General features: G+C 36.2%; 19 protein-coding genes. 10 read left to right on the top strand and 9 right to left on the bottom strand.

The window, feature by feature from the left end; translation table 11 throughout:
• Nucleotides 1-78: 78 nt before the first annotated feature.
• Together P6N22_RS09605 and nifV are read right to left on the bottom strand one after the other, a co-directional pair.
• Nucleotides 79-894, bottom strand: a complete 816-nt coding sequence (locus P6N22_RS09605) for a hypothetical protein (RefSeq protein WP_280332436.1) — start codon at nucleotides 892-894, stop codon at nucleotides 79-81.
• Entirely contained in the window at nucleotides 885-1,991 is a 1,107-nt protein-coding gene (nifV, locus tag P6N22_RS09600) for a homocitrate synthase (RefSeq protein WP_280332434.1), read from the bottom strand. The genes P6N22_RS09605 and nifV overlap by 10 nt, the downstream gene beginning before the upstream one ends.
• Nucleotides 1,992-2,093: 102 nt before the next feature.
• Here nifV and P6N22_RS09595 point away from each other — a divergent pair, with 102 nt between their 5' ends.
• Nucleotides 2,094-3,293 (top strand): FAD-dependent oxidoreductase, encoded by a 1,200-nt coding sequence (locus P6N22_RS09595; protein ID WP_280332432.1) that lies wholly within the window; start codon nucleotides 2,094-2,096, stop codon nucleotides 3,291-3,293.
• Between the two features lie 10 nt (nucleotides 3,294-3,303).
• Here P6N22_RS09595 and P6N22_RS09590 read toward each other — a convergent pair whose 3' ends face one another.
• From P6N22_RS09590 to P6N22_RS09565, 6 genes are all read right to left on the bottom strand, one after another.
• Nucleotides 3,304-3,585 (bottom strand): hypothetical protein, encoded by a 282-nt coding sequence (locus P6N22_RS09590; protein ID WP_280332430.1) that lies wholly within the window; start codon nucleotides 3,583-3,585, stop codon nucleotides 3,304-3,306.
• Between the two features lie 24 nt (nucleotides 3,586-3,609).
• Nucleotides 3,610-5,067 carry a nitrogenase cofactor biosynthesis protein NifB gene (nifB, locus tag P6N22_RS09585; protein ID WP_280332427.1) on the bottom strand — a complete coding sequence of 486 codons (1,458 nt, stop codon included), beginning with the start codon at nucleotides 5,065-5,067 and terminating at the stop codon, nucleotides 3,610-3,612.
• Nucleotides 5,068-5,119: 52 nt separating this feature from the next.
• Entirely contained in the window at nucleotides 5,120-7,021 is a 1,902-nt protein-coding gene (locus P6N22_RS09580; protein WP_280332425.1) for a sensor domain-containing diguanylate cyclase, read from the bottom strand.
• 100 nt (nucleotides 7,022-7,121) lie between these two features.
• Nucleotides 7,122-7,517 carry a hypothetical protein gene (locus P6N22_RS09575; protein WP_280332424.1) on the bottom strand — a complete coding sequence of 132 codons (396 nt, stop codon included), beginning with the start codon at nucleotides 7,515-7,517 and terminating at the stop codon, nucleotides 7,122-7,124.
• Between the two features lie 99 nt (nucleotides 7,518-7,616).
• A complete protein-coding gene (locus P6N22_RS09570; protein ID WP_280332422.1) occupies nucleotides 7,617-7,997 on the bottom strand; it encodes a 4Fe-4S dicluster domain-containing protein in 381 nt (126 codons plus the stop codon).
• Between the two features lie 4 nt (nucleotides 7,998-8,001).
• Complete coding sequence (locus tag P6N22_RS09565) at nucleotides 8,002-8,391, bottom strand: 4Fe-4S dicluster domain-containing protein (RefSeq protein ID WP_280332420.1); 390 nt, start codon at nucleotides 8,389-8,391, stop codon at nucleotides 8,002-8,004.
• A 105-nt stretch (nucleotides 8,392-8,496) separates the two neighbouring features.
• Between P6N22_RS09565 and P6N22_RS09560 the strand changes: the two genes are divergently transcribed.
• Genes P6N22_RS09560 through P6N22_RS09535 form a run of 6 tightly spaced genes read left to right on the top strand, consistent with a single transcriptional unit; the run spans nucleotide 8,497 to nucleotide 12,273 of the window.
• Nucleotides 8,497-8,994: a hypothetical protein gene (locus P6N22_RS09560; RefSeq protein WP_280332418.1), complete on the top strand. Its 498-nt coding sequence runs from the start codon at nucleotides 8,497-8,499 to the stop codon at nucleotides 8,992-8,994.
• A 1-nt stretch (nucleotide 8,995) separates the two neighbouring features.
• Entirely contained in the window at nucleotides 8,996-9,436 is a 441-nt protein-coding gene (locus P6N22_RS09555) for an ankyrin repeat domain-containing protein (RefSeq protein WP_280332417.1), read from the top strand.
• Entirely contained in the window at nucleotides 9,426-9,866 is a 441-nt protein-coding gene (locus P6N22_RS09550) for a GNAT family N-acetyltransferase (RefSeq protein ID WP_280332415.1), read from the top strand. The genes P6N22_RS09555 and P6N22_RS09550 overlap by 11 nt, the downstream gene beginning before the upstream one ends.
• Nucleotide 9,867: 1 nt before the next feature.
• Nucleotides 9,868-10,056: a hypothetical protein gene (locus P6N22_RS09545; protein ID WP_280332412.1), complete on the top strand. Its 189-nt coding sequence runs from the start codon at nucleotides 9,868-9,870 to the stop codon at nucleotides 10,054-10,056.
• Nucleotides 10,057-10,064: 8 nt separating this feature from the next.
• Entirely contained in the window at nucleotides 10,065-11,072 is a 1,008-nt protein-coding gene (locus P6N22_RS09540) for a MoxR family ATPase (protein ID WP_280332410.1), read from the top strand.
• A complete protein-coding gene (locus tag P6N22_RS09535) occupies nucleotides 11,053-12,273 on the top strand; it encodes a VWA-like domain-containing protein (protein ID WP_280332409.1) in 1,221 nt (406 codons plus the stop codon). Before P6N22_RS09540 ends, P6N22_RS09535 begins: the two co-directional genes overlap by 20 nt.
• Before the next feature lie 14 nt (nucleotides 12,274-12,287).
• On the opposite strand, the gene P6N22_RS09530 is transcribed toward P6N22_RS09535, so the two are convergent.
• Complete coding sequence (locus P6N22_RS09530) at nucleotides 12,288-14,987, bottom strand: ATP-dependent RecD-like DNA helicase (protein ID WP_280332407.1); 2,700 nt, start codon at nucleotides 14,985-14,987, stop codon at nucleotides 12,288-12,290.
• A gap of 149 nt (nucleotides 14,988-15,136) precedes the next feature.
• On the opposite strand from P6N22_RS09530, the gene P6N22_RS09525 reads away from it, so the two are divergent.
• From P6N22_RS09525 to P6N22_RS09515, 3 genes are read left to right on the top strand one after another with little or no spacing between them, the layout of a single operon-like run.
• A complete protein-coding gene (locus tag P6N22_RS09525; protein ID WP_280332405.1) occupies nucleotides 15,137-16,141 on the top strand; it encodes a MoxR family ATPase in 1,005 nt (334 codons plus the stop codon).
• Nucleotides 16,138-17,274 (top strand): VWA-like domain-containing protein, encoded by a 1,137-nt coding sequence (locus tag P6N22_RS09520; RefSeq protein WP_280332404.1) that lies wholly within the window; start codon nucleotides 16,138-16,140, stop codon nucleotides 17,272-17,274. Before P6N22_RS09525 ends, P6N22_RS09520 begins: the two co-directional genes overlap by 4 nt.
• A 12-nt stretch (nucleotides 17,275-17,286) precedes the next feature.
• Nucleotides 17,287-17,988 carry a hypothetical protein gene (locus P6N22_RS09515; protein ID WP_280332403.1) on the top strand — a complete coding sequence of 234 codons (702 nt, stop codon included), beginning with the start codon at nucleotides 17,287-17,289 and terminating at the stop codon, nucleotides 17,986-17,988.

Raw genomic sequence — 17,988 nt, 5'->3', positions numbered from 1 at the left:
TATCTTACGCTAACGCTTAGTTTCCCTCAGCGGGAAGCTCACAACCTTAGATGTTTTTAAATATGCAAAAAACTTTCCCTAAAACCCATACACCATCTCTAAGTTGATGTCGGGTTTTTCATTAATGTAAAGTAGTGAGTACTCTTCATCAAGATTAAAATTGTAAGTCTTGTACAAATTTGTAATCTCTGCAACATCACTAGGGATGAAAGCAAAAAGTTTCTTAAGACCCCTGTGATAAATAACACCGCGTAAAATCTTTTCTGCATCTATATATGCAGCATCTTCCATAATCCATGGAGATATTTTTACCAATGTTTTGTCAATCGCATATGAGTGCTGATACCCAAAGTCTGTAGAGAGAACAAGGGATGATTGTTTAAATAAAATATCTCTTATATACTCCATTCTCGATTCACCGAATGCTTTCTTATCGAGTTTTGTAATTGTAGGAATATAGTTCTCGTTTGCTATGCTTTTTGCAGTTGCGTTTGAGAAATTAAATGCCGCAGCTCCGCCTACATAGATTGCTTTTTTGAACTTTGCATATTCTTTAAAACCAAATGCCATTAACATCGTTTTTTCATCTTTTTTACTCATAACACATATAGACTTGTTTGTCTGTGAAGCATTGTTGAGTAGAAGTTTTACAAGACGCTTTTTCGTATCGTCGGTAATTTCGTTCATATAGTAAAAATTGTTAATCAATATAGAGTTTGGCATCTCATAAGCAGAGATAAATGCAACCAGCTTATTCTCATTGTAAGCTCCAAAACATAATGAAGGATTTTGTTCAAAAGTTTTGAGTACCAGTGATTTGTCGATAGTTATAGTGTTGCTAAATATTTCAAGATCACTACTAAAATTTTTTGCACGTATCCATCCTATGAACATAAATATAACTCCATTAATTCATTTGGTTCTAAAACTGATTTTCTTTGAGTAACTATCTCACGAACTTTCGGTAAAAGAGTTTGAACTTTCTCTTTTACAGGTGTAATACCAAAAGATTGCAGATGATAGTTGATTGTAGCACTGCCTGAGTGTTTTCCAATCGGAAAGAAACGGTGCAGACCTACCATCTCAGGTTCAAATGCTTCATAAGCATTTAAAGATTTGATCATACCGCTAACATGAATCCCTGATTCGTGAGAAAAGATATCACGTCCAACAATTGGTCTGTTTGTACTAATAGGACGATTTGCAGCGAGCGCTACACTTTGTACCAAGTTTTGCAATACGATAGGATCGATTGAACGCTCCTCTTTAAACTGGTGTTTTAGACTCATTAATACCTGTTCAAAAGATGCATTTCCTGCACGCTCACCTAAACCTATTACTGTTGTATTAGCACTGAGTGCTCCTGCTTCAAAACCTGCTATAGAGTTTGCAGTAGCCATTCCGAAATCGTTGTGCATATGCATCTCGATAGGAGTGTTTGTATGAGTAGTTAAAAAATCGATCTTCTCATAAGTCGCATGAGGTGTAAGAATCCCTACCGTGTCACAGTAACGGAAGCGATCAGCTCCAAGTGTTTCGCCGAAGCTCATAAGCTCTACCAAGAACTCATCATCTGCACGGCTAGAATCTTCTCCGCCGATACATACAAATAAACCCTCTTTTTTAGCCAGGCTTACAACATCTTCAAGATTTCTAAAAAGTTTCTCTTTGTCACCGCCGAATTTAACGTCAATAAGTGTTTGAGATACAGGGACAGAGAGATCAACTGCTTGTACTCCGCAAGCAAGTGATGCTTCAAGATCGTGAAGCGTTGCTCTGTTCCAAGTCATAATGCGAAGCGGAAGATTAAGATTTAGGATCTCTTTTATATCTTCTTGCTCTTTTGTCCCCATAGCAGGGATACCCACTTCAAGCTCGTCAGCTCCTGAAGCGTAAAGGAGTTTGGCAATTTCCAGTTTCTCATGAGTGTTAAAAGCAACGTAAGGTGCTTGTTCCCCGTCTCTAAGCGTCGTATCATTAATAATTGCCATGAGAACCCCTTAAATGTAGTTGGCTATATATATACATAAAGTGTTCCTTTGCAGAAGGGTAAAATTGGGCTATAATTTTGAATATTTTACAAAGGAAAAAGAGTGAAAAAAGTTGCAGTTATCGGTGGTGGTTACGGGGGATTACGTGCTATAGAACACCTTGCAAAAAACAAAGACTTCTCCATCACTCTTTTTGATATGAACTCTTACCACTATTTACAGACGGAAGCTTACGGCTATATAGCAGGAAGATTTGATCTGCATGATGTTGCGCTAGATCTTCAAAACTGGTGTCTTGGGTTTGATAACAAAGTGAAATTTGTTCAAGATGAAGTGACTTTTATAGATTCTGCAAACAATACAATTACGACAAAAAATAAAACATACGATTTCGATTTCTGTATTATTGCTACGGGTGCAAGAACAAACTTCTTTAAGCAGATTAAGGGTCTTGATAAGTATGGTTACGGTGTGAAAAAACTTTTTCGCTCTCACGGTTTTCGTACCGCTTTTGAAAAATTGCTTTATGAAAAATTGCTTGAACCAAGCGTTCAGCAACAAAATATGAATCTTGCAATTGGCGGTGCAGGGCTAAGCGGTGTAGAGATCGCGGCAGAGATGGCAGATGTGATCAAACGCCATACGAAAAGTATAGGCGATTCTGCTCAAGAGCTCAAAATTTATCTTATAGATGCAAGCGATACTATTTTACCGGGGATGAGTCCATACATAATTGAAAATACAAAAACAAGACTAGAAGAACTTGGCGTACACATAATGACAAAAAGTTTTATCTCTAGTATTGATCACGATACGATCTATTTTCAAGACGACTCACAGCTGCATTATACGTTTATGATCTTTACAGGCGGTATTATTGCAAATACAATTCCTATGGATCAAGAAGTTGAATTAAATAGAATGGGACAGTATATCTGTGATGAGACTTTGAGAATTACAAAGAACATTTTTGCAGTAGGTGATTGTGTAGAGTTAAAAGACTCTAAAGATGCTATTTTGCCTCCGACGGCTCAAACGGCAGAAAGAAGTGCAGAGTACGTTGTAAAAACGATTAATCAGCTACTTTCTAATGAAGATATAGAAACTTTTAGAGCTAGAGTAGACGGTGTGTTTGTGGCTCTTGGCGGATACTATGCGGTTGGAGAGTTGTTTCAGTATATAAAAGTAAAAGGGAAGTTGGCATATCTTCTCAAGAAACTGATTACGAAAAGCTATTATATAGGCTTGAAACTGCGCCTCAATACAGGATTTATGAGACGCAGTAGTTTACAAGAGGAATGAGAAAATAAATTTATGTCGACTTTATAGAAGTCGCTTTTATTTTTTCCATATCCTCATCTTCAAGTCCGCCATATGCATACAGATAACACATATTTTCAGGCTTCATTTTTTTCGTAAGTGACCAAAAGTTGATGAGGTTGGTTACGATAGTCACATTTTCGGCTCTAAGCGATTTGAGGGGAAATCCTATGGCACCGTGTGAAGTTGTAACGGGATAAAGTTCTAAAAGTTCATTGTTTATGGAAATTGGACCATAACCGTTTAGTAAGACTATTTTTGGATTGTTTTGCATGTTTTTAGGTAAAAAGAGTAGGGCTTAGCCTAACTCTTTTGCAGTATCGAAGAAGTATTTTTTAGCAGCTTCGTGTACTGAGATCTCAATTGGTTCATTTGCATAACTGTCATCACAAATAAGCCCGATCTCATTTAAGTCACTCATTGGACACTCACCGATTTTTGCAGTAAGTAAAATATCTACATCTTTCAGTGTTGTTTTGATCTCATCGATTGGATTGTAATCTTCAGCAACTTCGGCACCAGAGTATGAACTCTCTATTTTTCTGTGCATTACAAATTTGATCGCTTTGTCACCAGCTTCGTAAATTAAGAACTCTTGAGCTGAACCGAAGTGTTGGTTAATCATACCTTCACCGGCAGTTGTAATTGCTACAAGTTTAGTCTCACCAGTTGAACTTAACTGATCTTTAGCAGCTTGTTCAATTTTAATACGTTTGTTTGCTTCTTCAAGATGGCTTCTCCAGCTCTCAATCATCTCGTGTTTTTTATTACGAGCGTCGATGTTGTACTTCTCTTCAAGAGCTGTGAATGTCATATTTACAAAGCTTTCTTTTGTAAACTCTTCACCTCTGTCTTCACCGATAAGTCCTACTGCGTCAGCACGACATTGACGACAGTGACTCATTAGTTTCATATCCATACCACACGCTTCTTGTGCAGCCATAGTCTCTTGATCCGTAGCACTAGGTACTCCGTCAAGTCCGAATTTTGTACCGAATTCAGGAGAAGAAAGTAAAGGCATAATGTTATGTAAAAATACATTCATCTCTTTAAGTTTTTTAGCAACATTTGGAAGATCTTTGTCATTAACTCCAGGAATTAAAACAGAGTTCGCTTTTACCAAAATACCGCGTTCAGTTAAAAGACGGATACCTTCAAGTTGTTTTTCTAAAAGAAGCTTAGCCCCTTCAGCACCCCAGATCTTTTTATGATCCCAGTGTACCCAAGGATAGATTTGAGAACCAATTTCACCAGTTGGATCAACAGTATTGATAGTAACCGTTACGTGGTCTACATTGTATTTTTCAATTTCGTCAATATAGTCAGGTAAACGAAGACCATTAGTTGATAAACATAATTTTAAGTCAGGTGCTTTTTCTTGAAGCATTCTAAAAGTATCAAATGTTTTTTTAGGATTTGCTAATGCATCACCAGGACCTGCAACACCAACTACTGAAAGCTGTTGGATATCTCCACCAACGTAAAGTACTTTTTTTACAGCTTCTTCAGGTGTTAGTTTTGAACTCGTAACTCCCGGACGTGACTCGTTCGAGCAGTCATATTTTCTATTACAGTAGTTACATTGAATGTTACACGCAGGTGCAACTGCAACGTGAATCCTTGCATAATGTTGGTGAGCTCCCTCACTATAACACGGATGATTATTGATCTTTTCTTGGATAGCCATAGCCTCAGGATTATTAGGATCAAACCCCATATCAGGTGACGTACCGCATCCTCCAGTTGAACAACTCATGAAATCTCCTTTGCCGTTTATTTCTTAGGCTTAGAGTTTCACAAACTGTTCCTTAAGAGCTTTTTTCTACTCTGTTTTTCCCATTTTCTTTTGCTTTGTATAAAGCTTTATCTGCATCTTTAAAAATACTCATAGGGTGTTTTTCATCGCTAGGTGCTGCTACACCGAAGCTGCAAGTAACATGTCCGACACCTTCAAATGTATGTTTGCCAACCTCTTTACAAATATGCTGTGCTTTTTTATATGCAACATCTAAAGTTGTCTCTTTCATCAAAATAACAAATTCTTCACCACCCCATCGTGCAAAAATGTCAGACTCCCTTACATTTTTCTCTACAATCTTTACAAGTTTCCTCAAAACTTTGTCGCCGACATCGTGTCCGTATTCGTCATTAATCTTCTTAAAGTCGTCTATATCAAACAAAATTAAACTCAGTGGTGTTTTGTAGCGAACAAAAGTGTTGAATTCACGTTTATAGATGTCATCAAACATTTGTCTGTTGTAAATTTTGGTTAAATAGTCATGTGTTGCAATATTGTAAAACTTCTCTTTTTCCTGAATAGCTTTATTGCGCTTGGTAATATCTTGAATAAAGGCGACAAATCTGTCTTGATTGTCTATATGCATCAATTGCAACTGAATTTCAACATCATAAAGTGAACCGTCTTTTCTTCTATGTTTTGTCTCAAAATAGATTTGACCAAGTTCCTTTTTGCGCAGCGGTTTGATCACTTGTGCAAAAAGGTCTGCATCAAATCTAGGTTTAATATCCAGAGGGGTCATATTTAAAAACTCTTCATAGCTGTAGCCGCAGTTTTCTATTGCACTGCTGTTTATATAAGTAAATTTAAGTGTTTGGGGATCAAAAATATAGATCTCGTTAAGCGAGTTGTGAATAATTTCCTCAAACCCTTTTGCCCGTTTATAACTTTTTTGTAAAGGGGTAAGTACACTTACTTTTAATATTTTCATTATTATCAGGTAACCAACGATAGTGATGAATAAAGATATCAGAATACTCCAAAACATAATGTCGTAGCGAATATTTGTGTAGTGTTGTATGAGTTCACTTTCGTCAATTTCAGATATAAGTGCCCAATGAATAGTGTCAAAGATAAAAGGTTTGTATACAGAGAGTACATCAACATTTCTGTAATCTTTAATAATCTCATGTGAACTTTTACCCGCTAAAGCTTCTTTGACGGCTTTGGTTTCTATTTTATATTTTTGCGGTTCTGCAAAAGAGTTTTTCAAGTTAAATGTTTTTTTGAGATAGGAATTGCTTCTTAAAAGATGATCAGAACCCACCATGTAGCTTTCGGCAGTATTTTCCATACCGGTTCTAAAGAAAATGATATCATCAATAACATTGACAGGCATAACCAAAACCAAAATTTTTAAGAGTTCGTTGTCTTTTTTTATCGGGGTTGCAAAAAGCAGGTATGGGTCTTTTTTATCGAAAACTGAAAACTCTGTATCTGAGATATGTGTTTTATATGTGTCTAAAACATTTTTGTAAAGTTTATTAATGTTTGAGTTATTAAATGTATCAGAGTTTATGTATTGATTGACAAGGGAGTTGTTCTTAGCACTAAAAACTATTTTTGAATTATAGGGATCAAGCAGCAACAGATCACTATAGTCATACTGATTTATAAAGACGGAGATATAAAAATCATTTTTTTTATTTATAATGCCCTGAGATAGCTCTAAAATACTTTGGTCATATGCCAGCGTATTGATATCTTTAAGTCTATGATTAAAAAAGAGTTTGAGTTTGTGCTCTTTAATGTTGTTAATGGCTTCGAGGTGTTTAAACGCTAGAGTGTAAGAGAGCTGCTCATTTTTGTCTGCGTAAATGTAAGCGGTTATCCCCACTGTGATATTTACCAGTACTAAAAAAGTAAGAGGTATGATGATTTTAGGATTGAAAAACAACTTTTTAGCACGCATGATAATCCTTACTATTTCAAGTATAGCAGATTAGAGTTTAGTAAAACTTATGGAGTTTATATACTATAAAACCCTATAAGTTTTTAAAAGCACAAAGTTTTTAAAGTGTAAATTTCCCAGAGAGCTCTTTTAAGATCTCATTTGCATCATGAGAGTTTCCAGAGTATTTTACAATGTCCACACCGTGCTCGGCCATTGCATTCGCCGTATTTTTACAAGCACGATTTACTACAATATAGTTACACCCTTCTAAAACTGTACCCATTTTGTTATGTTGTGCGATATGCTCTGCATCATCATGTTCATGGTCGCACACATGATCTTCGTCTGCATGATCGTGATCTATATCTGTTCTAGGATTGTTTTTAATCTCATCTAATGTAAATGATTTAAACATCCCTCCACCTTGCATTGAAAAAATGGCAAACTTAGGAGTGTGTCCTGCATTGCCGAAAAATGTCAAGTTGTCATCTTTAACGGGAATAGCTATTTTCATATCGATATACCTTTGTTGATGTAATATGGTTTTCAAAAATTGTAGCAGGAATTTTGTTTAAAAATTCTTTATAAATAAAAGGGCGGAAAAAGCCCTCGTTTATGCCTCTACCGTCATAGCGTTTTCTCTGTCTTGGATAGAGATCGTATCACGGAAAGGTCTTGGTTGGTTTGCCGGAGAGAGCAAACCTTTTTTCTTATGTGTACGGATCATGTAGATACCTTCTTCTTGCCCTTTGATATAGTATTCATCAAACTCTGCAAAATAAGGCATGTCCCAAACAATTGCACCTTCTGTCGGACACACATCGGCACATTTTGGAACTGTAGAGTCTACACACTCTATACATTTCTCCGGTTTCACATAAGTGTATTCACCGTCAGCCAGAGGAGATTCGTCCGCACTTACAATTGCAGTTGCAGGGCATTCCTCTATACAGGCATCACAGTTAATACAAAGATCGGTTATACGAACAGACATTTTTTTATGACCAACGTCCGATGTTTGCGTTAGACTCTCTGTCGCTCATAGAAACGTCAGCAATAAATGGTTGTTCTTTTTGTTCAGGAAGCATAAGACCTTTTTTCTTATGTACACGAATGTTGTATGTTCCTGCATCCTGACCTGCTTGCCAATAATCGTTATACTCTTTAGTATAAGGCATATCCCAAACGATAGCACCTTCAGTTGGACAAGCTTCAACACAACGAGGTGCGTCTGCATGACCTACACACTCTACACAACTCTCAGGTTTTACATAAAAGAAAGAATCTTGAGGATTTTTTTCATTGTTTTCATCTAAAATTGCTGCAACGGGACACTCAGGTGCACACGCATCACAAGAGATACACTCTTCCGTAATCATAACTGCCATAATAGCTCCTTTAATAATAGTTGAATTTCTCTATTCAGATAGTGTTCCTTTTCTAAGGGTATAGTATTTGTATAGTAACTCAAAACAATATCTAAAGGGGGCATTTTGGAAGTTGTTGTAAACGGTAGAAAATTGGAATTACAAAAGAAAGAGCGTAAAGTAGGTGGGGAAGCTCCGGCTGCTAGAGTAAAGATGCTAAACGGTGAAACAAAAGTGATCGGTATGATGGCTGACAAAGTTCAGTGTATGATCACTTTGACAAACACGTATGATCTTAACGAGGCTCTTTTAGAGGTATTGGCAAAACATAAAGACAAAGCAAACATTTATGTAATTGCTTCTAAAGAATTAGAGAACAGTTACGATGAAGATATGCTTTCGTATGACTTTAAAGATTTTACTCTGAAATACGGGGTAAATATAGATGACAGTTCTTGTGCAAAATCTATTTTCATTATCGACAAAGACGGTGAGATAGTTTACAAAGAGGTGTTAGATGATCTTGTAAGCGAATTTAATTTAGAGATCTTGGAAAATGAACTTGATCGCGCTATTAAATTCAAGAAAAAAGGTCATACACACGAAAACTGGATGGGTGTATAAGATGTTAAGTGCAGCGACGCTGACGTGGATGTCTGAAAACGATTACGACAGTAACGATGTTAACAAAGTAGGCAAGCACGGCAACTCAGCACTTATGAAAGCGGTACGTGAAGCAAAAAGCGAAATCGCATCTGAGCTGATTAGTGCGGGTGCAGATTTAGAAGTTAAAAATGTTGACGGCAATACGGCACTTTGGAATGCTTGTTTCGGGCAAGACTATAAATGTGTCGAGCTTTTGGTAAAAGCGGGTATCGTACTTGACAGTATGAACGACAACGGTGTTACTGCGCTGATGTACAGTGCAAGTGCAGGAAAACTAGATATGGTGAAGTTACTTTTAGAGTTTGGAGCAAAAACGGATCTTGAAAACCTTGACGGTTTCAAAGCGATAGATCTTGCGGCTACTCCATCGATCTACAAGGCTTTAAAAAATGGTTTATAAAGCCAAAAAAAAAGATATTAAAAGTTTAGAGTTATTACTCAAAGAGCTTTTTGCGCAGGAAAAAGAGTTTAAGTACAAAAAAGGACTGCACGCGAAAGCTATTGAGAAAATTCTGAAAAAGAAAAAAGTCGGGCGTATCTTCGTTTACAAGATTGAAGACAAAATTGTAGGGATGGTAAGTCTGCTTTACAGCTATTCGACTGCTCTCAGCGCTAAAGTCGGAATAGTCGAAGATATGATAGTGCAGTCTGATTACAGAGGCATAGGTGTAGGAAGTGCACTTCTTGAACATCTGATCGAGTATGCAAATAAAAAAGGTCTTAAGCGACTGACGTTACTCACAGATGCAGATAATGAACTTGCACAGAAAATGTATGGAAAATTCGGTTTTAAACATTCAGAGATGATAGTACTCAGAAAAGGATTATAAAATGGGAAAAATAGAAGATCAAATCAAAGTAGATTTACTGCAAAATATTTATGCAGACAGTGTAGCGATTTATGAGTTTATTGAGAGCAGATTTGCCTTAGGAGAAGAGGAGCGTCAAAAAATCATTGAGAGAATCAATGCAATGAATGACGGTTTAGTACTTGTCTTAAAAAATGTAAAACTCTCTTAGGGATTTAGATGACAACACCTGCAATCGGGGTTTCAGACCTTTACAAGCATTTAGAATTGCTTATTAAAACCGATACTCCTGTATTTATACACGGAAGTCCGGGAATTGGAAAGTCATATATAGTTAATGATCTGGCATCTAGTAATGATTTAGAGATCAGAGATGTACGTCTTTCACAACTTGACGCTGTCGATTTAAGAGGAATCCCTTCAATTCACAATGAGCAAACAAAATGGATGCCTCCTGTCTTTTTACCCGATGACAAAGACTCTAAAGGGATTTTGTTTTTAGATGAGTTAAACTCGGCACCTCTTTCAGTCCAGGCTGCGATCTACCAGCTGGTACTCGATCGTAAAATAGGGGAATATACTCTGCCAAAAGGGTGGAGAATCATTTGTGCGGGAAATAAAATAGATGACAAAGGGATCGTTTTTAAACTCCCTTCGCCGCTTATTAACAGAATGGTGCACATTGTTTTAGAAGCTCGTTATGATGACTTTAAAGTGTGGGGAATCAATAACAGTATCCACTCTTACATTCTCGGTTTTTTAGGGTTCCGTCCAGATCTTTTAAGTAGCGAGATACCAAGTGCAGCGGAAGCAAACCCTGCTTTTGCAACACCTCGTGCTTGGAATATGCTCTCAGATATTTTGCATGCGGTAAAAGATGTAAACAGCATTAGTGCCATAGTTCACGGTACAGTTGGTTACGGTGCAGGAATAGAATTTCTTTCATTTGTAAAAGTGTACAAGACACTGCCGAATATCGAAGCAATTTTAGAAGGTAACAGCCAAGAAGTTCCAAATGAACCGAGTGCGCTTTATGCACTCTGTGCAGCTTTGGTAGAAAAGTATAAAAAGAGTGAGCATGGTGAGAACGTATTTGCTTATGCAGAGAAACTTCCTGTAGAGTTTAACGTTATGCTTATGAAAGACCTTATCGTCAAAGATGAATCTATTGCAGAACTGGAGAGTTTTGAAGCGTGGCTAGAGAAATATGGAAACTTTATCCTTTGAGGAACTTTTTCAAAAAGTTCGGATCCACTTTTTATTTCATCATCCATTCTTATCTGTCTTAGCGCTCTCGATTCCAACAGTATTCACTACCAACGAAAAAAGTGCCTTTGAAACAAACGGCACATCTTTGGAAGTGGATCTACAAAAGCTGAGCAAGTACTCTGAAGAGCAACTTACATATTTGTATGCTCACGTACTTTTGCACATTGCACTCAAACACCCATTTAGACAAAAAACAAGAGAAGCCGCACTTTGGAACCAAAGCTGTGACATCGTTATAAACAACATTCTTGCAACTTTCAAAGATGTTGGCGAGATGCCACAAGATGAGCTTTTCGATGAAACGCTCAAAGACAAATGTGTTGAAGAAGTGTATGAGATTCTCTACAAAGAACAGGAAAAAGATGATGACGGTTCAGGTGAAGAAAAAGAGGATAATGAAGCCAAAACGACTCCAGATGAAAAAGGAGACCTAAAAGCGCACATCTACGATGAAAGCAAGCAGGATATCCAAGAAGTAGCCGATGAGAAAACCTCCAGCGGCGATCAGGAAAAGTTAGACGGAATCATCATCCAAGCACTTTCAATTGCACAAAAAGAGCGCTCAAAATACAGCGGCATGTTAGTTGAGATCGACTCTCTCATAAAACCTCAGGTGAATTTCTCCGATCTTTTAAAAGAGTATCTTATCACTTCCGTGTTCGAGAAAGAGAGTACATTTTCAAAACCCGACAGACGTTTTATATCTCAAGGGTTATATCTGCCGGGCTCGCAAAAAAAGCAAGAACTTCTTGAGGTAAAAGTAGCTCTTGACAGCTCATCGAGTGTGACAATGGATGAGTACAAAAAGTTCTTGGGTGTGATCGCAGATGTGTGTGAAGGGTTTTACGAGTACAAAATAGAGGTACTCCCTTTTGATGTTGATGTAAAAGAGGAACTGATAGTGAGTTTTGACAGTTTTACAGCCATAGACGAGGTTGACTGGTACATCCCTAAAAGTGACGGCGGGACAAATTTTGATGCCGTGTTGCGTTACCTAAAAACCACAGATACTCGCTCAAACGATCTGCTTTTAGTTCTGAGTGACGGGGAGTTTGAGATTAACGAGTCTTTAGTGTGTCAAACCCTTTTTGTCTTGAATGAGAAAAAGAATTTGAGGAAGTTTGAGTCTTATGGCAGGGTTATTGAGTTTTCAGTGTAAAAATATAAAGCTTGTTATGAACTCATAATGCCTCTTAGTAATCCAACGTCTTTTTGATTATTCCTTCGTTTCAAATCTTTTAAAATTTTGTTTTCTGTCTCAGGTGACCAGTATATTTTTAAGTCTTCTTTTGCCCTTGTTATTGCAGTATAAAAGATGTTATGTGTTATTTGTTCTTCTACTTCATCTGTGATTACTATTTTGACAGAACTATATTCTAAGCCTTGGGCTTTATGAATAGATACAGCATAAGCAACTTGAAATGGAACTATAGCATCTGATGAATCATCATCCTCATCTGTTGTTTTAAATTGATTAACTTTGAAGCTAATAACTGATCTATTACTATCACTACTTACAAATTCAAAATCATGCAATAATGTATCTAATTCAGTTACTACTTTATCTATTTCTATTTCAAATTTTATTTGTTTATCTAAAATTTTTATATCAACTATTTTTCCTTTCAAATTATTATATATAGCATCCCCAAATCTTTTTGTTTCGTTAAATAAAATTGGGTCATTCACTTTATATATTAAAGTTCCCCATTCAATAGGTTGATTTGAATTATTAGCTTGCAAAAACCTATTTATATTATTGATTCCATAAAGTCCATCATAATTTAAGCAAAGTATTATTTCATCATCTTTATGATTTTCAAAAATAGATTCATCTAAATTGGTAGAGTACCCATTTCTTTGAATATGCTCTGAAATATCATCTTTTAAACGTCGAACTTTATCCCATAGTTCAAGTAAATCATCATTTTTGCTTCTCCATGGTTTAGTGAGCTCAAAAATTGTATTGTTAGGTAAAAATTCTTTAGAAATTTCGAACCAATTTCCAAATCTTATAGCTTCTATCTGAAAAATATCACCAACTAATACCAGCAGTGAAAAAGAAGCTTTATTTAAAACAGCAAGCATATCAGAATTACTTACTGTACTACTTTCATCTAAAAACAATATTGGATATTTAGTATCAGTATTTTTTTTATATAAAAATTTTGTAATCGTCATAAATTCACAATGCGAAGCATCAACTTTTCTTTCTAAATTATCAGTTGCTGGATTTGTTTGTGCCAAATAAATTTTTTTATGGTCTTTAAACAAATTAGAAATATGATTTATCATTGTAGATTTTCCTGTTCCAGCAGCCCCATAAATCATAGCTATTTTTGAATTTATAAACATTGTCTTTAAAAATTTCTTTTTGTCTTCACAATCTATTTTATGATCTGTCTCTTCTAACCAAGATTTTACAAAATTGGAATAGTTTTCAATTCCTTCGTGTGATAGTGCTTCTAGTTTTTTGATTATTTCTAGAGTATTCTCTTTGTATCCTTTTATATAGAGAAAACTATCCTTATGCAATTCAATTAGACGATTTGATTGTGTTTTTCTATAAATCAAGTTGTTATATTTTTTTATCGTAGTATTTAGATTATCAAAATTTTCTACTTCTTTCATGGAAGTAAAAAGTTCTCCTTTGATTGTTGTATTGTTTTCAATAAACCTTGCTAAAAATTCATGTTCTCTATTTTCATAACTTATACATTCAAATAAGTCATAGATTCTTGGATTATGATTGATTAGTGATGTCGTAAAGGGCATTTGTTCAAAAGGAATACATCCCCATTTAAGTAATAAGTTAGATAGTTGAGAATTGGATTCATTATGTCGTTGTGATTTGATTATTTTATTATTCATAATATATAAAAGATACCGAATGATATTTGAACCAGCTCTATTATGTAATAATAATTCTCTACAAGAATCTAAAATATCAAAAATTTGTATTTTACTACCATCAGTTATTTTATTCTTAATAAAGTCGTAATAACTTTGTTCAACTATAACATATTCATTAAGGCTGAATCCTGTTTGAGTTAAAAACTGCATTAATTCTTTGTACTCTTTATGATTAGACCTAACCTCTATATATGTGCCAAAAAGTCTTGCAAAATTATCTAGTTCACAAGGTCTGATAGATACTTCCCAATCTTGAATGATATTGATAGGCATTTGTTTACCTAAAATTTCTATATATCCTTTTCCAATAAAAAGATGAACGGCATAGTTTTGAGTAATATCTAAGTTTGTAAAAGCAATTATTCTATCAAACTTACTTACTCTATCATGGGATTTTGTAAAGGTGACTTCATAATAAACTTCATTATTCACAAAAAAAGGTTTGATTTTTTGAATATAGTATCTATCTTTATGAATTTGACTTAGTAGAGGAATGTTTATTTTTTCTGCAATCTTTTCATAATATTCTTGCGTGTTTTTATCCAGTTTGATAGGAAACTCATTAATATTAGAAAAAACTTCCATATCATATTCTTTAAGTAAAAATGACTTTATTTTTAAAAGATATTCATAATACTTAAGCATTAATCTTTCTGAAGCATTTTCATCAAGAGTGTAATGTGATGCTGAAATTTGTAATAAATTATGAAATTTACCTAAAAAACTAAGTGTTCCAATTGCTTTCACAAATTTTTCTGCTGTTCTAAAATTTTCATATTTTGGTTCAAGAGATAGATTCTTTCTTTGATTGTATATTTTCAAAAATATATATTCAACTAAATTTCTAAGTTGTGCTAAGATATTTTGAGAAAGTAGTCCCCTTTCACTATCATCAAATTTATGTATATTTTTTTCAATAACTTTATTTGTATCGAATATTTTTTTATCAACATCATTCATTGTAATTCTCGATTTTAATGTATTTTCCAAATTTTATTTGTTGTAGCTATTGTATCTAAATTAAAAAAAACAAAAAATATTATTTTAAATGATAAAACCATGCCTTCGGCACAAAACTTGTAAATACTCCTTGAATAAAAGGAGTGTGAATGAATCCACAAAGTGCCAAAAGAGCAATTGCTCATCTTGTTGATCGAAAAGTACCTATGTTTGTATGGGGACCTCCGGGGATCGGGAAGTCTTCGATCGTAAAACAGATCGCAAAGGAAAATGAACTGGAGTATATCGATCTTCGTCTTTCACTTTTAGATCCGACAGACTTGCGCGGTATCCCGTTTTTTGATGCAAGCAACGACAAAGCTGTATGGGCACCCGCATCTTTTTTACCGACTGACAAGGATTCAAAAGGGATCTTGTTTTTGGATGAGTTAAATACTGCCGCACCTATGGTTCAAGCTTCAGCGTACCAGCTGATCCTTGACCGTAAAGTTGGAGAGTACACGCTTCCAGATGGCTGGGCAATTGTAGCTGCGGGTAACCGTGAAAGCGATCGTGGGGTTGTATTTCGCATGGCGGCACCTTTGGCAAACCGTTTTATCCACTTAGATATGGAGTCAAACGTAGAAGACTGGAAAACGTGGGCACAACAATCACACCTTCGTCACTCGATCATTGCATTTATCTCGTACAGACCTGATGCACTTTTTACATTTGGAAAAAATTCTGAGGAAAAAGCGTTTGCAACGCCGAGAACTTGGGAATATGTAAATGAGATACTCGAGAGTGAGCCTGAAGATGACTTACTGCTTCCTATGCTTAGCGGTGCAATCGGTGAAGATCTTGCCGCTTCGTTTTTAGGATTTTTATCGGTTGAAAAATCACTACCGAATATTGAAGCTATTTTGGCAGGGGAATCAAAAGAGGTACCACAGGAAGCTTCAGCTCTGCATATTTTGTCAACGGCACTTACGATGCGCATAGATGAAGATACACGTGCAAACGAGCTGAATAATCTTTTGGGATATACACTGAACCTACCTGCAGAGTTTGCGATCATGATCGTACAAGACCTGCGCGGACGTAACATAGAGCTTGATTATCTTGGTAACTGGCCGCTATGGAGTAAAAACTTTACGAAGATACTACATACATGACCGCCGAAGAACTCTTAACAAAAGCAAAAAGCCAGCTCATTAACAAACATCCTTACTTCGGGATGTTGGCTTCACGCCTCAAGCATGAAGCCAGTGAAAAGATAGAACACTACGCAAGTAACGGGGTACGGTTTTTATATAACCCAGAGTTTATAGAGAGCTGTTCGGTTGAAGAGTTACAGTTTATACTTACAAATGCCGTAATGCACCATGTTCTTGCACACAAACAAAGAAAGCTTGCACGCCGCGGTGCTTTGTGGCAGCTTGCGACCGATTATGCGATCAACAACATGCTTGTAAAAAACAAGTTTAAACTCCCTCAAGGTGTGAACTACAATAAAGAGTTTAAAGATATGTACGCCGAAGAGATCTACGAGGAGCTTAAAAAACAGCTTATCGCCGAGGGTGTGAACCTGTACGATGATCTTGACACACTCGATAAAGTGACAGAAGGGAAAAATGCCTATTCAGCTTTTAGCAGAATAAAAAGGATCGAGAAAAACCCGAGTGAAAAAGAGGAAGATGAGTGGGAGTATGCGGCAACTTTGGCAAAAGAGGTTGCCGAGAAAAAGTCACTCATGCCTTCAGGGTTTGAGCGTTTTGCAAAAAAAATGGTTACTAATGACATTGACTGGAGATTTGAGCTCTACAATGCGATCAACCGCCACATGAGAAACAACTACGCTTTTATGCCTCCGAACAAAAAACATCTTTACCGCGGAGTAGCACTCCCTTCACTTGCAAGTGACACTCTTTCACTCATAGTTGCGATCGATACTTCAGGCTCTATTAACGAGTCACTTTTGGGAGTATTCAAGTCTGAATTTGAATCTATAATGCAGAACTTTCCCTCAATTCGGATCGAGCTTTTAATAGCCGATGCAAAAGTGCATCACCATTACACTTTTGTCGGAGCTGACGAGATGAACTTTCAACTCACAGGCGGTGGGGGAACTGACTACCGTGTTGTTTTTGACTATGTGGAGCAAAATTTGCCGATGAGTACAATGCTGCTTTATTTTACGGATGGTGAGGGCTTTTTCCCTCGCATTCCACCGTCGTATGAAGTGTTGTGGGCGTTATCTAGTGGCAGGGCACGCATACCATTTGGAAGAAAATTAGTTATTTTATAAGAGAGGTCTGTGATGGAAGAGTTGTTTAATCTCACCTATAAAGAGGAAGTGGAAGAGTTAAAAGATGAAGATAACTTTGAGGCTTTGGGAGATGCAAAATATATAGAGCATGATGACTTTGAAGCAAGACTCTACTGGGCATTTTGCCGCCCTTCAGGCTCACACCCTAAACAGATAGAAGATAAACATCCCCTTGTTTCAATTATGGCATTTAACCACTCCCGCTTGGGTGCACTGGAACGTTTTTCTCTGCTGCACAAAGATGTGATCGCAGATGATGAACTGAGAAAAAAAGTACGCAACAGGGCGAGAATGCTCTTTCGTGATCTGGTTGACAACGATTTTGACGAATTAAACAAAGTGTTAGAGATGGTACCTATGTACATTGACGTGGCGGTTGATCAGCTCATAAACGGGCGAATGTGGAACGATATAGTAGCAAATGAGATCGAAGCTACAATCTTTTTGGAAAAAGCAAAAGATTTTATAGAAGATAACTTCCTTGAAGCATTTTACGGGAAACTGCAAAATTTTGAAGAGTTTGAAGCCTCAGAGATAAAAAGTTATCTGGAAAAGATAGTGAGTCAAAAACAGCAGCTGAGTCCTATTGTTTTAGAATACTATCACGAAAAAGCGCTCGAGTGGCTTGATGAATGTGACCTGCACATCTTGCAAAAAAAAGGTCTTGAAAATCTGACTAAAAAATTAATCTAA

The sequence above is a fragment of the Sulfurimonas sp. C5 genome (assembly GCF_029872055.1).
Lineage (GTDB): Bacteria > Campylobacterota > Campylobacteria > Campylobacterales > Sulfurimonadaceae > Sulfurimonas.
Note: the sequence above shows the minus strand (reverse complement) of the source record. Positions and strands in the feature narration are given on the sequence as shown.

Coding starts and splice junctions, on each gene's coding strand:
- P6N22_RS09530 (WP_280332407.1), bottom strand. CDS start 14,987: ATGAATGATGTTGATAAAAAAATATTCGATACAAATAAAGTTATTGAA.
- P6N22_RS09550 (WP_280332415.1), top strand. CDS start 9,426: ATGGTTTATAAAGCCAAAAAAAAAGATATTAAAAGTTTAGAGTTATTA.
- P6N22_RS09525 (WP_280332405.1), top strand. CDS start 15,137: ATGAATCCACAAAGTGCCAAAAGAGCAATTGCTCATCTTGTTGATCGA.
- P6N22_RS09590 (WP_280332430.1), bottom strand. CDS start 3,585: ATGCAAAACAATCCAAAAATAGTCTTACTAAACGGTTATGGTCCAATT.
- nifB (WP_280332427.1), bottom strand. CDS start 5,067: ATGAGTTGTTCAACTGGAGGATGCGGTACGTCACCTGATATGGGGTTT.
- P6N22_RS09580 (WP_280332425.1), bottom strand. CDS start 7,021: ATGCGTGCTAAAAAGTTGTTTTTCAATCCTAAAATCATCATACCTCTT.
- P6N22_RS09545 (WP_280332412.1), top strand. CDS start 9,868: ATGGGAAAAATAGAAGATCAAATCAAAGTAGATTTACTGCAAAATATT.
- P6N22_RS09555 (WP_280332417.1), top strand. CDS start 8,996: ATGTTAAGTGCAGCGACGCTGACGTGGATGTCTGAAAACGATTACGAC.
- P6N22_RS09535 (WP_280332409.1), top strand. CDS start 11,053: ATGGAAACTTTATCCTTTGAGGAACTTTTTCAAAAAGTTCGGATCCAC.
- P6N22_RS09540 (WP_280332410.1), top strand. CDS start 10,065: ATGACAACACCTGCAATCGGGGTTTCAGACCTTTACAAGCATTTAGAA.
- P6N22_RS09570 (WP_280332422.1), bottom strand. CDS start 7,997: ATGTCTGTTCGTATAACCGATCTTTGTATTAACTGTGATGCCTGTATA.
- nifV (WP_280332434.1), bottom strand. CDS start 1,991: ATGGCAATTATTAATGATACGACGCTTAGAGACGGGGAACAAGCACCT.
- P6N22_RS09575 (WP_280332424.1), bottom strand. CDS start 7,517: ATGAAAATAGCTATTCCCGTTAAAGATGACAACTTGACATTTTTCGGC.
- P6N22_RS09520 (WP_280332404.1), top strand. CDS start 16,138: ATGACCGCCGAAGAACTCTTAACAAAAGCAAAAAGCCAGCTCATTAAC.
- P6N22_RS09565 (WP_280332420.1), bottom strand. CDS start 8,391: ATGGCAGTTATGATTACGGAAGAGTGTATCTCTTGTGATGCGTGTGCA.
- P6N22_RS09605 (WP_280332436.1), bottom strand. CDS start 894: ATGTTCATAGGATGGATACGTGCAAAAAATTTTAGTAGTGATCTTGAA.
- P6N22_RS09515 (WP_280332403.1), top strand. CDS start 17,287: ATGGAAGAGTTGTTTAATCTCACCTATAAAGAGGAAGTGGAAGAGTTA.